Here is a 13,430-nt window from a genome sequence, read left to right as displayed (position 1 = left end):
CTAGTAAGGAAATGAAAGTTTAAATACAGTTCCAATACCTTCTTTACTTTCAACAGATATTATTCCATCGTGTAAACTGACAAACTTTTTAGCGAAAACAAGTCCGATACCATTACCCTTTATATTTTTGGCATTTTGACTTCTGAAAAATGGGTCAAAAATATGTTCAATATCTGTTTCGGGAATGCCAATCCCTTTATCTGAAATTTTCAGTTTAAAATAGGTATCAGTGAATCCTAAATCTATATTAATTTTAGCGTCATTTTCTGAAAACTTTATAGCATTTTCTAAGAGCTGGTGTATGACTTCCTTAAATAATGTAGGGTCTACAGATACAGGTTTAGGACTATTGATGTAACTGACAGATACATTGATTTTCGATTCATTTTTGAAGTTAAATTTATCAACACAGTCTTTTACTAATAGAATACAGTTGGAGTTTATTTTTCTAACTCGAATAGCTTCAGAATCTACTTTTTCAAAAGCTAAGAGTTTCTCTAGCATTCCCGTCAATAAGTTTACAGCATCATATATTCTATCAATTTTCAGTTTATTCTTTTCTGTCGCTAAACCCTCATTTTGGAGAGACAAATCCAAAAGTTCCGTAGAGCTGTAAATGCTTGTCAGAGGTGTCCTAAATTGGTGTGAAACCATTTGGATAAACTCTGTCTTGATCTGATTCAGTTCTTTCTCCTTAACCAATGCATTTTCAAGTTGGGATTGAATTGCTCCCTTTTCCTCTAATCTTTTCTCATACTCTCTTTTAAAAAAGAAAATAACTAGACCTATAATACCAAAATTGACGATGACTTGTAAGCGGTCTACATCAGATGGTTGATAAGGAATAACTAGTAGATGCTGATAATAGATATCAAGGTAAAATATGGCAAATAAAACTAAAGCATAGAAACCACTGACGTATAGATGATACCTAAAATTGACTAGAAGGGGTTTTATTATAAATAAGACTAAGATTAAAGAGATTAATGAAGAGTCAAATCCGCCTAAATTCTTCCATTCGTAGAGTATGATAACAACTTCACATGCGGATTCTATACATAGGGTGAGAATATACTTTCTATGTACCCTACTAAAGTAAAAGCATACAGCAAAAATAAGTCCCAAAAACATCATCATTAGACGGTAAGGCAGGTCTATTTCTATAAAAAAAAGTAAAAAGTTAAAGACCAATGTCCCAGAAAGACCTATAAAAAACGCAAGGTTCTGGATACGATGCTCAAAAGGAAAGCTGCTATCGCCTAAAATACTTTCTATATATACTTTTGGAATTGCCTTGATCAAATGAATCTAATATAAGCTGGTGCAATGTTTACGAAAATATGTGTTTTGCTCTAGAAAGTCTTTTTCATGAAAAAGTAAATGCACAAACAGTAGGAGATATTAGTATTCTGAATAAAAAAAGTCAAAGTCAATAAGCGATATATAAAGTATAAAGCTAGGTTCAATACCTAAAATAGAAACAGCTACTGTAATGCCATGTTAAGAGCTTATTGTTTAGGTATCTTTTTTTGAAAAACTTTTACAATGATAAATCAGTCTACCTCTTTTAATTCGTCACCTTCTTTAAAAGAACTGGATTCTCTTCTGTTTACATAGTGATTTTTTTGAAAAAATAGTACTTTTGCCAACTTGAAGCAGAATATGCTTTTGATTAGTAATCGTTAGATGATAAATTATAAATAAGCAAAATGGCTGAGTATAATCACAAAGAGTTTGAAGCCAAGTGGCAAAGCTATTGGAGCGAAAACGACATCTATAAAGTAGAAGTAGATGAATCGAAACCGAAATTTTATGCATTGGATATGTTCCCTTATCCATCTGGAGCGGGTCTTCACGTAGGGCACCCACTGGGGTATATTGCTTCAGATATCGTGAGCCGTTATAAGATGCTCAAAGGATTCAATGTACTGCATCCAATGGGTTTTGACTCTTTTGGTTTACCTGCTGAACAATATGCAATTGAGACAGGGCAGCACCCTGCAATCACTACAGAGCAAAACATTGCTACATTCAAAAGCCAAATGAACAAGATTGGTTTTTGTTATGATTGGGGACGTGAGCTTCGTACTTCTGATCCTTCTTTCTACAAATGGACACAATGGATTTTTGCACAATTATTTGATGCTTGGTATGATAAAGATGCGGATAAAGCTCGTCATATCAATGATCTTGTAGCTCATTTTGAAGCTAATGGTTCTGAGGGAATCAATGCTGAAAAAGATGAAGATGCTACAGTGTTTACTGCTGAAGAATGGAAAGGGTTCTCAGAAATTGAGAAAGCTACCATCTTATTGCAGTATCGTTTGACTTTCTTGTCAGAGGCAATGGTAAACTGGTGTCCTGCATTGGGTACTGTACTTGCCAATGACGAAGTGAAAGATGGTGTTTCTGAGCGTGGAGGACATCCTGTTGAGCGTAAGAAAATGAAACAATGGATGATGCGTATCACAGCTTACGCAGATCGTCTTTTGAGAAACTTAGATGACTTAGATTGGTCTGACTCTGTAAAAGAAATGCAACGTAACTGGATCGGTAAATCGAACGGTTGTGAGTTGGATTTCAAAGTAGTAGATAAAGATATTCACCTTACAGCTTTCACTACTCGTCCTGATACAATCTTTGGGGTTACTTACGTTGTTTTGGCACCCGAACATGAGGCTATCACAGAATTGACTACTCCAGAGCAAAAAGCTGCAGTAGAAGAGTATGTTGAAAAAGCGAAGAACCGTTCGGAAAGAGAACGTCAAGCGGATGTTAAAACCGTTTCTGGTGTATTTACAGGTTCATACGTGAAGAACCCATTGACTGGAGAAGATGTACCACTTTGGATTGCTGATTATGTATTGGCAGGCTACGGTACAGGAGTTGTTATGGCAGTTCCTTCTTCAGATGATAGAGATTTCCGTTTTGCAAATCATTTTGATCTACCAATCATTCGAGTGATTGAAGGAACAGAAGATTTGGAAGATCCAACAGAAATCAAGAAAGGAAAAATGATCAATTCTGGTTTCTTGGACGGAATGCACTCAGATGAAGCTATTTTGGCCGCAATCAATAAAGCAGTTGAATTGGGCGTAGGTGATGCAAAAGTAAACTTCCGTATTCGTGATGCGGTATTTAGTCGTCAACGTTATTGGGGTGAGCCAGTTCCGGTTTATTTTGATGAAAATGAAATCCCTCATTTGATCAAAGAATCTGAAATGCCATTGGAGCTTCCTGCGGTAGATGAATATTTACCAACTGCTGAAGGTGAGCCGCCACTAGGACGTGCGACAGATTGGAAATACGAAGATCAGTACCACTACGAATTGACTACAATGCCAGGTTGGGCAGGGTCTAGCTGGTACTTCTTAAGATATATGGATGCGAACAATGCTGAGGCATTCGCAAGCAAAGAAGCAGTAAAATACTGGAAAGAAGTTGACTTCTACTTAGGAGGAACAGAGCACGCAACAGGTCACTTATTGTACTCTCGTTTCTGGAATATGTTCTTGTACGATATGGGCTTCATCGGTCATGAAGAGCCATTCAAGAAATTGGTAAACCAAGGAATGATCCAAGGACGTTCTAGCTTGGTTTATAAAGTAAAAGGAACGAATCAGTTCGTTTCTCATGGCTTGAAAGACAACTACGAAACACAAACACTTTATGTAGATGTGAATATCGTAGAAAAAGATGTTTTGGATACAGAAGCTTTCAAAGAGTGGAGACAAGACTATGCTGATGCAGAATTCATTTTAGAAGATGGAAAATACATCTGTGGTAGCTTGGTAGAGAAAATGTCTAAATCGAAATACAATGTTGTAAATCCTGATGTAATCATCGAGAAATACGGTGCAGATACACTTCGTATGTACGAAATGTTCTTAGGGCCACTTCAAGATGCGAAACCTTGGAAAACTGACGGAATAGAAGGTGTTGCTAAATTCTTGAAACGTTTCTGGAAATTGTACATCAATGAGAATGGAGAAAGCATTGTTTCAGACGATAAAGCGACTCCTGCTGAGATGAAGATTCTTCACCAAACGATCAAGAAAGCTGCTGAAGATGTAGAAAACTTATCGTTCAACACTTCAGTATCTCAATTTATGGTAGCTTCTCGTGAGTTGGCAAAATGTGACAAGCGTGAGGTATTAGAACCAATGTTGATTCTTTTGGCTCCTTATGCTCCTCATATTGCTGAAGAATTATGGCACAAGATCGGAAATACGGAATCTATCTTTAAGGCTGAGTTCCCTGTTCATGATGAGAAATACTTGGTAGAATCAACGCATGAATATCCTGTATCGATCAATGGTAAAATGCGTACAAAAGTAGTTTATGCTTTGGATATGGACAAAGATGCTATTGCTGAAGACGTATTGAAAAACGAGATTGTACAGAAGTGGGTTGAAGGAAAAACACCTAAGAAAATCATCGTAGTACCAAAGCGTATTATCAATATTGTAGTTTGATAATCTTCGTTTTTAATATAAAATAAATCCTCTCTCAATTCAGTAATTAGCTGATTTTGAGAGAGGATTTCTATTTTATAAACCTTAAATACTTCAAAGATAAGTTTAAACTTAAGTTAAATAGTAAGTTTTTTAAGTTAAATATTCTTTTAGAATCTTAATCAGTAAGTTTATATATCAATCATTTATATAGTTTCATTTCAAGTTCGAACCCAATTCTATTTGTTCTTTTTTTACTTAACATTTTTCATCGAAATGAACCTTAAAACTTTACTTGGCACTATTATTCTTTCCTTAGTACTTTCAGAAGTGATTCTTGCTCAAGAGAGTAATCTCAAACTTTCAGATTATCAGTATCCTAACTTGAAACGAAGGACGTTGGATACTGAAATTGACTTTAATAATCGCTACTTGAAAAAGTATGATAGTGAGGACTATACTGAGTTTTCTCTAAGACGTTTTACATTAGATAACAAAACAAAGTACAGCTATTCCCATAATACATCTTCTAGACAGCAACAACTTGATATTTTTTTCAACCAAAAATTAGATTTTTTAAATAATAAATGGGAGTATAGTGAAGGCAATTTTGAGGAGTCGATAAATAAAGATCGATTGTATAATGCAGATTTCAATCTCTATTTAGTCAATAGATTTTTTCTAAATGCCAAAACATTCTATGAACTGAACTTTACTTCAAACATAAATATATATGATAATTTGTGGATTTATGGAGGTAGTGAAGATGAAAATTTCATTCGAAAAGTTAATACTTACATTTATATTCCTTTGAAAATTGGAAAAGGGAGAATAGAACAAATACAAGATGTGAGTCATGCAGCCTTTATTCTTAAAGCTTTATCTGAAGTTGGGGTTTCTAGCAATTTTGGGGAAAATCATGTACAAGAGTTCGCAACACTTTTGACAGGATTAAAGAATAAAAGACTTCTAAACCATAGAAAAAATGAATTAGATGAACTAGAGATAATAGACTCTTTTTTAGAATCAAAAGATATTTCAAAAAATGATACAATGAAATATTACTATATTCTAAAGGATATGTGGTCTTATGGGAATTTACCAGTAAGAAAAAATGGACTTGGATATGCCTTATTTGTGACTCCTGGTTACAATTATCAAGAGGAATACCAAGCAGGCAGATATGACGGCCCTCCATATACTCTAAAAGCAAATTATTTATTATTGAATTTCGGGGCTGAAGTTACTTATGAGCATCCAATAAATCTTAATTGGCAAAATATTATCGAAGCCAAAATTCGAGGTTCCATTCTTAATGGAAAGAAAGAATATTTTACTTTTGATGGAGATAATTATAGTCAAATAACCCAACCCAATATTTCACTCCATTTTGCTCAAAAATACGCTTATTATCCTAATCTAAGGGCTTATTTTGAACTTGGATATAGTGCAGACTATATAAAGTTTATTCCAAGTAGTGAGTTAGATGAAAAAAATAGACTAGATTTTAATGAAGAAGGAGTACAAGCTCGGATATTTGCTAACTTTAATTACTTTTTAAGTCCAGAGTTGAAATTAAGTGTGATTTCAGTAGCTGATTATCAATGGATGGATTCCGAGAATTATATTCCAATTGACTTTAATCATCCGGTAAATACAGTTACCTCTATTTCTAATTCTTCTTATACTTATGGAAGTAAAGGGGGGAATTTATCATGTAGCATAAAATTAACTTACAGTTTCTTCTAAGCAGATAATATCTGAAAGTAAAAAAGAGTAATTAAATCAGAGTATTTGATTACTCTTTTTTACATTTCATAGTATATGAGACTAGTTTTTATGCATGAAAAGTATATTTATTATGCTTTTCTCATGAAATGAGATCTACTTTTTACATTACAAATAAATCATTAAATGAATTGATTATTAGGTGTTTATGTTTTTTGGTTGTCTACTTTTGAGCTACTAAGTCTTTTTTCTGGTGTATTGAACACACATATTTGCATCAACAAAAATGAAACGAACTTCTGATGAAAAAGAACATACTAACACTAGCAATCATGCTATTCACATTAGGCTTATCTGCGCAAAGCATTAAGTCTCCGAATGGCAACTTCAATTTAACTTTTGAATTAAAAGATGGTGTTCCAGTTTATCAACTTTCAATGGGTGGAGAACCTATTGTAAAAGAAAGTAAACTAGGATTAGAGCTTAAAGATACCCCTTCACTTTTGGGTGGCTTTACAATTGAAAATACAGAAGAGTCAACTTTCGATGAAACTTGGCAACCTGTATGGGGAGAAGTAAAAGACATCAGAAACCATTATAATGAGTTGGCTGTAACGCTTAATCAAAAAGAGACAGCTCGTAAAATGATTATCCGTTTCCGTGTATTTGATGACGGTCTTGGATTCAGATATGAATTTCCTGAACAGGATAACCTAATTTATTTTGTAATTAAAGAGGAACGTACTCAGTTCGCGATGACAGGTGATCATACTGCTTATTGGATTCCGGGTGATTTCGATACACAGGAATATGAGTACAATACATCAAAAATGTCTGAAATCAGAGCTTTGATGGCTGGCGCTATGAGAGGTAATGCTTCTACAACTACTTTCTCAGATACTGGTGTACAAACGTCATTGTTGTTGAAAACAGATAACGGAACATTTATTAACCTACACGAAGCTGCATTGATTGAGTATTCTTGTATGCACTTAGAATTGGATGATGAAAATATGATTTTCGAATCTTATTTGACACCAGATGCAGTAGGAAATAAAGGATATATGCAAGCTCCTAGAGTAACTCCTTGGAGAACGGTAATTGCAAGTAAGAATGCTGGAGATATTTTGATGTCTCATATTACATTGAACTTGAATGAACCTTGTGCTTATGACGATACATCTTGGATTAAGCCTGTAAAATACGTTGGTGTTTGGTGGGAAATGATCACAGGAAAAAGTGATTGGGCATATACGAGCCTTCCTGCGGTTCAATTGGGAAAAACTGATTTTTCAGAAACAACACCTAGTGGTCGTCATGGAGCAACTACAGAAAATGTAAAAAGATATATTGATTTTGCCGCAGAGCATGGTTTTGATGCTGTATTGGTAGAAGGTTGGAACGAAGGATGGGAAGATTGGATTGGTAAGTCTAAGGACTATGTATTTGATTTCTTGACTCCGTACCCTGATTTTGATGTAGATGAAGTAAGGGAATATGCGAAAGCTAAAGGTGTGAAAATGATGATGCACCACGAAACTTCAGGAGCAGTTAGAAACTATGAGCGTCACATGGATAAAGCTTACCAATTTATGGTAGACAATGGCTATAATTCTGTGAAAAGTGGTTATGTAGGAAATATCATTCCTAGAGGTGAGCACCACTACGGTCAGTGGTTGGTAAATCACTATCAATACGCTGTTGAAAAAGCTGCCGAATACAAGATTATGGTAAATGCTCACGAAGCAGTACGTCCTACTGGTTTGAGCAGAACTTACCCTAACTTGATCGCAAATGAGTCTGCAAGAGGAACAGAGTATGAGGCATTTGTAGGAACAAAAGCTGAGCATACTACAATCCTTCCATTTACAAGATTGATTGGTGGGCCAATGGATTATACACCAGGTATTTTCCAAACGGATATCAGCAAAATCAATCCTGATAGAGATACTTTTGTACATACTACATTAGCAAGACAATTGGCTCTTTATGTTACAATGTATAGTCCACTGCAAATGGCTGCTGACTTGCCAGAACATTATGAGCAACATATGGATGCATTCCAGTTCATAAAAGATGTGGCCATTGATTGGGATGATACAAAAGTATTAGAAGCCGAGCCAGGTGATTTCATCACTTATGCAAGAAAGGCGAAAGGTACTGAGAACTGGTTTGTTGGTCGTACGAATGATGAAATTGGACGTACATCAAAAATCAAATTTGATTTCTTAGATGCCGATAAAAAATATATCGCAACAATTTATAGCGATGCAAAAGATGCACATTATGAAACTAATCCGCAGGCATATGAGATTAAGAAGGTGATTGTTACTTCTAAATCTAAATTATCTCAGTACTGTGCTCCTGGTGGAGGTTATGCGATTAGCATCATGGAAGTAAAAGATAAGAGTGAATTAAAAGGACTTAAACGTCTATAAATACAACATACTAGCGATTATAACTAACAAGGAGGCATTCCTAATTTTGTCTGATATCCATAACTATGATGTCTCCTTAACTATTCTGTTTGTTTTGAGAAAGTAAATATGAAAGAGACCTGTCCTAATTTTTAGGATGGGTCTAACTTTTTTGAGACTAATTTGATTTTCCAAAAAAGCGGATAAAACTAAGTCCGGCTTCCCAAGTATTGTATTCTTTCTTTACATCGTATGCAACGAAAGGGGCAATACCCCAATTATCCCCTTTTATAAATTCCCATTCGGCTTCAAATTTTAGTAATCCGAAATTTTCATTTTTTTCGATCTCAATACCAGGACCAAAGCGTATAAATACACCACTTCCCACAATATTGTATGATGCAATTGCAGCAATAATGAAAACATTTTCCCTTAGTAATTCTCTTTCAGGGAGGTCGATGAAGTATTTTTCTAACTCGATATCTGCAATGATACCAATACCAAAATTTTTAGGGAGAAGATAGAAGTAATTCAACCCAAGAGTAGTAACAAACACATCTTTGTCGATATCCACCAAATTAAAGCCAAAGTCTAGTCCATCAGGAATATGTGTTTGCCCTATTGTTACACCAAACTGATGTCTTCCATGAGTGTGTGTACCTGTATGTGATGAGTGAGATGCTGTTTTAGTTTCTTCATGATGTTGGGCAAAAGAAACTAAAGGAATTAATACGAAGAGGAATAGTGAGAAAGCAGTTCTTTGTGACATGGGAAAATAATCAGCGGATGTTTTAATGAAAACTACAATCTAAGTTCCCAATTCCCAAGTTGATGTAAGTTCGGTTGATATAAAATAAAAAACACCTTTTCTTGAAGCGAAAAAGGTGTTTTTTAAAAAAGAATATGAAATCTATTCTTAGCTATATTTTTCTAGCATTACAGCCATCTGTTCTTGCAATTTCTTAGCTTCAGCACTTGCTACTTCAGCAAAATCTTCACTATTTGAAGCATAAATAATTCCTCTTGAAGAGTTTACAAGCAAGCCACAAGTATCATTCATACCATACTTTGCAACTTCTTCTAAACTTCCTCCTTGAGCACCAACACCAGGCACAAGTAAGAAACTGTTAGGAACAATCTTTCTTACTTTTTCCAAGAAATCAGCACGAGTAGCTCCAACAACGTACATTAGGTTTTTTTCATTTCCCCATTCCAGACTTTTCTCCAATACCTTCTCAAAAACCATCTGACCGTTTTCAATTTTCTGATATTGGAAGTCTAGTCCACCTTTGTTTGAGGTAGCAGCAAGAAGAATTACCCATTTATTATCAAACTCTAAGAAAGGAGTAACAGAATCTTCACCCATGTAAGGAGCAACAGTAATCGAATCGAAATTCATAGATTCGAAGAAAGCTTTCGCATACATTTTTGAAGTATTTCCGATATCCCCACGTTTTGCATCGGCAATCGTGAAAATCTCAGAAGGAATGTAGTCTAAAGTCTTTTGAAGGCTTTCCCATCCTTTTACGCCAAGAGCTTCATAGAAAGCGATATTCGGCTTATAAGCCACACAATAATCTTTGGTAGCATCGATGATAGCTTTGTTGAATTCGAAGATCGGATCTTCTGTATCTAATAAATGTGCAGGGATTTTTGAAGGATCAGTATCCAAACCAACACACAAAAATGATTTTTTCTTTTGAATTTGCTCGAATAGCGCTGCTTTATTCATCTTTCTCTTTTTGTAAAATTGAGTTCTGCAAAATTAGCAATTTCAGAGTTGTAGAAAAAGGAGAAATAAGCAATCGTTTTCAAACATATTAATGCATTTAGATTATTACTTGGCCTTGTAGCCTATAAATGAATTTATTATATTAATTAAATATGAATTGATTCGAACTAAATCAATTTTTTCTTAATCGTTGTTTTACTTAAAATTTTTCTGATTTATGGGAAAAGGAGACAAAAAAACTAAACGAGGCAAGATTAAAAAGGGCTCTTTCGGTGCGAGAAGACCACAAAAACCAAGAAACCATTTAGCTAAACCTGTAAAAACTCAAAAAGAGCGCGAACAAGAAGCGCTAGTAATGGCTTAACTATTTACTTAATCAATTATTAACTTTTGAAATTAGAAAATGAAGCCTTCCATTAGTTGGAAGGCTTTATTAGTTTATCTACCGTTTGTTTTCTTTGGATTTTATGAGTCGGTGTTCGTTCAAATGCTGAAACAAGGTATAATTCTTTTGGAGCATGATATTTTGGAAGGCGAGTTTTTAGCTTTTCCAAAAGCTGATCTGAATGAATTTCCCGATCTCCTTCTTCAATCAGACCTATTATTTTCTCTCCTAACACTTCATCTTCTATTGCAGTAATAAAAAATGGATTCGGAATATCGAGGTCAAATAAAATGACAGCCATTTCTTTTTCTACTTCCTCTATCTGAATTTTGATTCCTCCAGAGTTCACGATGTTGTCAGCTCTGCCTAACCAAATGAAAGATTTATCAGAAGTCAGTTTTACAATATCGTTGGTTTGAATTTTTTGATCTAAAGTAACGGGAGCTTTTATGTGAAGGCATTCTCTTTCATCAACTCCAATTTCTACATCATCAAAAACTTTGAAGTCTTCCTTAATATCCTCACCATTGATAACTTTTAATGCAATATGCGAAACTGTTTCAGTCATTCCGTAAGTTAGGAAAGTAGGAGCAGTCAGCTTTTCATTACATAATTCTATTTGAGCATAAGTAAGAGGTGCTCCTCCAATCAGAATCGCTTTCATCTGATTTAGAGCTTTACTGGCTTTAGAGTCATTCAGGCAAGCTTCTATTTGCATAGGAATCATTGCCGTAAAATCAAAATGAATAGCTTCAGAAAGATTCTCAAAAGGATTTTTAGTAGGTTGAACAATAGTGATATCCATATCTGCAACCATTGCTCTAACCAGCATCATTTTTCCAGCCACAAAATCAGTATTCATACATAATAATGCATGATCAGTGGCCTGTAGGTTGAGTACATTTACGGTATTTGTGGCAGAAATTTCTAACTGTTCTCTTTTGAGTTGAATTGGCTTTGGTGTACCTGTAGAACCAGAAGTGTGTAAGGTGAATTCTTTTTTTCCATTATACCAATCATGGCAAAATTCAAGAGCGCTATTTAAAAAAGAGGGGAGTTGTTGATCCCAATCTTTATTTAGAATCGTATTTTGATCAATTTTTTGGTTTTGGAATAAAATATTCATTTATCTAAGTCTTCGTTATCTATTAAAGGTAAAGTTAATAAAACTATCATTCGTTCTTTGAAAGCTTTATCAACGAACACTTTTTTCATTTTAAATCGTATATTCAAATTGAGATTCAACTACATTTTTTAATTGACCACAAAAAGACTTTTTATTTGTTATAAAATAGACTAGACACTAAATACATAGATTTATGCATAAGGTAATTTCAAAAATATTTCTTTTCGCTCTCTTTATTCTTCCAATGTCACTTTTTGCTCAAAGTGCATTAGTGATGGAAATTAGGGCTGAAATTGATCCGAGAATGAGTAGATATGTTGATTTGGCTTTGGAAGAAGCTGAAAACGACAAATACGAGTTTGTGATCATTGATATGGATACGTATGGTGGAGCAGTTACCGATGCCGATCTGATTCGTTCTGCCATCCTAGAATTTGATAAACCTGTTTATGTTTTTATCAATCATGATGCAGCATCTGCTGGAGCTCTGATTTCGATTGCTTGCGACTCTATTTATATGGAACCAGGATCAAGTATTGGGGCTGCTACAGTTGTGACAGGTAATACAGGTGAAGCAGCACCAGACAAATACCAATCTTATATGCGATCGATGATGCGATCTACAGCTGAGGCTAAAGGGCGTAATCCTCAAATAGCAGAAGCTATGGTGGACCAAGATTTGGTAGTTGAAGGTGTTTCTGAAGAAGGGAAAGTTTTGACATTTTCTGTTGAAGAAGCAAAGAAAAATGGATTTTGTGATGCCAAGGTCAGTAGCATAGATGAAATCTTGGAAAGACAAGGAAATGAAAATATTACAATAGAACGCTTTGAACTTTCTCAAACAGAGAAAGCTATTTCATTATTCCTAAATCCATTTGTAAGTGGAATTTTGATTCTTATTATTTTAGGAGGAATCTATTTCGAGTTACAAACTCCTGGTGTAGGCTTCCCAATAGCAGCATCTTTTATAGCAGCTATTCTTTACTTTGTTCCTTATTATCTGAATGGACTCGCAGCCAATTGGGAAATCATGATTTTCTTAATTGGTCTTATTTTGATAGGCTTGGAGGTCTTTGTCATTCCTGGTTTTGGAATAGCAGGTATTTCAGGAATCTTTTTGAGTCTGACAGGAATGGTACTTGTCATGTTAAATAATAATTCATTTGATTTTACTTTCGTGGATACATCTTCAATACAAGAAGCACTAATGGTAGTTGGTATCGGGCTTTTAGGTACCATAGCACTCTTTTTCTATGGCGCTTCCCGTTTAGGCGATTCAGCAATTATCAAGAAGGTCGGTTTGCCAGAAACCATGGATAGAGCAGATGGTTATACTTCATCTTTCAATGATGAAGAAATGGTCGGTAGAATAGGAGTTGCAGATACGGTACTTAGACCATCTGGTAAAATTGAAGTTGATGGAGAAATTTATGATGCATATACAAGAGGAACTTATGTAGAAAAAGGAACTCGTGTTGAAGTAATTTCTCAAGAAGGAACTTCACTGAAAGTAAGAGAGATCAAAGATTAAAGTTGATTACTTTTGAAAATAGATAAGCACTTATGTATTCTTCTTTAAAAAGAATGT

Annotated in this window: 9 protein-coding genes; 5 read left to right on the top strand and 4 right to left on the bottom strand. The window is 34.8% G+C overall.

Annotated features, from left to right (window positions below):
• Positions 1–1,302 (bottom strand): sensor histidine kinase, encoded by a 1,302-nt coding sequence (locus BC781_RS01810; RefSeq protein WP_109615538.1) that lies wholly within the window; start codon positions 1,300–1,302, stop codon positions 1–3.
• A gap of 407 nt (positions 1,303–1,709) precedes the next feature.
• On the opposite strand from BC781_RS01810, the gene leuS reads away from it, so the two are divergent.
• The 3 genes from leuS to BC781_RS01795 all read left to right on the top strand — a co-directional run bounded on the left by leuS (position 1,710) and on the right by BC781_RS01795 (position 8,620).
• Complete coding sequence (gene leuS, locus BC781_RS01805; RefSeq protein ID WP_109615537.1) at positions 1,710–4,475, top strand: leucine--tRNA ligase; 2,766 nt, start codon at positions 1,710–1,712, stop codon at positions 4,473–4,475.
• A 255-nt stretch (positions 4,476–4,730) separates the two neighbouring features.
• A complete protein-coding gene (locus tag BC781_RS01800; protein ID WP_146201595.1) occupies positions 4,731–6,203 on the top strand; it encodes a hypothetical protein in 1,473 nt (490 codons plus the stop codon).
• 281 nt (positions 6,204–6,484) lie between these two features.
• The gene (locus BC781_RS01795) at positions 6,485–8,620 is read left to right on the top strand and encodes a glycoside hydrolase family 97 protein (RefSeq protein WP_109615535.1); all 2,136 of its coding nucleotides are present in this window, start codon (positions 6,485–6,487) and stop codon (positions 8,618–8,620) included.
• Positions 8,621–8,777: 157 nt separating this feature from the next.
• Here BC781_RS01795 and BC781_RS01790 read toward each other — a convergent pair whose 3' ends face one another.
• On the bottom strand, positions 8,778–9,368 hold the full coding sequence (locus BC781_RS01790; protein WP_109615534.1) for a hypothetical protein: 591 nt from the start codon (positions 9,366–9,368) through the stop codon (positions 8,778–8,780).
• A 147-nt stretch (positions 9,369–9,515) separates the two neighbouring features.
• A complete protein-coding gene (gene pyrF / locus BC781_RS01785; protein WP_109615533.1) occupies positions 9,516–10,331 on the bottom strand; it encodes an orotidine-5'-phosphate decarboxylase in 816 nt (271 codons plus the stop codon).
• Positions 10,332–10,548: 217 nt separating this feature from the next.
• On the opposite strand from pyrF, the gene BC781_RS01780 reads away from it, so the two are divergent.
• Positions 10,549–10,695, top strand: a complete 147-nt coding sequence (locus tag BC781_RS01780) for a 30S ribosomal protein THX (RefSeq protein WP_109615532.1) — start codon at positions 10,549–10,551, stop codon at positions 10,693–10,695.
• Between the two features lie 52 nt (positions 10,696–10,747).
• On the opposite strand, the gene BC781_RS01775 is transcribed toward BC781_RS01780, so the two are convergent.
• On the bottom strand, positions 10,748–11,842 hold the full coding sequence (locus BC781_RS01775) for an AMP-binding protein (protein WP_109615531.1): 1,095 nt from the start codon (positions 11,840–11,842) through the stop codon (positions 10,748–10,750).
• A gap of 193 nt (positions 11,843–12,035) precedes the next feature.
• Here BC781_RS01775 and BC781_RS01770 point away from each other — a divergent pair, with 193 nt between their 5' ends.
• Entirely contained in the window at positions 12,036–13,373 is a 1,338-nt protein-coding gene (locus tag BC781_RS01770; protein ID WP_109615530.1) for an NfeD family protein, read from the top strand.
• Positions 13,374–13,430: the final 57 nt, after the last annotated feature.

The organism is Sediminitomix flava, assembly GCF_003149185.1.
GTDB classification, from domain to species: domain Bacteria; phylum Bacteroidota; class Bacteroidia; order Cytophagales; family Flammeovirgaceae; genus Sediminitomix; species Sediminitomix flava.
This window is presented reverse-complemented; position numbering and strand designations above follow the sequence as displayed.

What these genes read in the sequence shown, in the direction of transcription:
- leuS (WP_109615537.1), top strand. Translation starts at nt 1,710, where the DNA reads ATGGCTGAGTATAATCACAAAGAGTTTGAAGCCAAGTGGCAAAGCTAT.
- BC781_RS01800 (WP_146201595.1), top strand. Translation starts at nt 4,731, where the DNA reads ATGAACCTTAAAACTTTACTTGGCACTATTATTCTTTCCTTAGTACTT.
- BC781_RS01795 (WP_109615535.1), top strand. Translation starts at nt 6,485, where the DNA reads ATGAAAAAGAACATACTAACACTAGCAATCATGCTATTCACATTAGGC.
- BC781_RS01790 (WP_109615534.1), bottom strand. Translation starts at nt 9,368, where the DNA reads ATGTCACAAAGAACTGCTTTCTCACTATTCCTCTTCGTATTAATTCCT.
- pyrF (WP_109615533.1), bottom strand. Translation starts at nt 10,331, where the DNA reads ATGAATAAAGCAGCGCTATTCGAGCAAATTCAAAAGAAAAAATCATTT.
- BC781_RS01780 (WP_109615532.1), top strand. Translation starts at nt 10,549, where the DNA reads ATGGGAAAAGGAGACAAAAAAACTAAACGAGGCAAGATTAAAAAGGGC.
- BC781_RS01775 (WP_109615531.1), bottom strand. Translation starts at nt 11,842, where the DNA reads ATGAATATTTTATTCCAAAACCAAAAAATTGATCAAAATACGATTCTA.
- BC781_RS01770 (WP_109615530.1), top strand. Translation starts at nt 12,036, where the DNA reads ATGCATAAGGTAATTTCAAAAATATTTCTTTTCGCTCTCTTTATTCTT.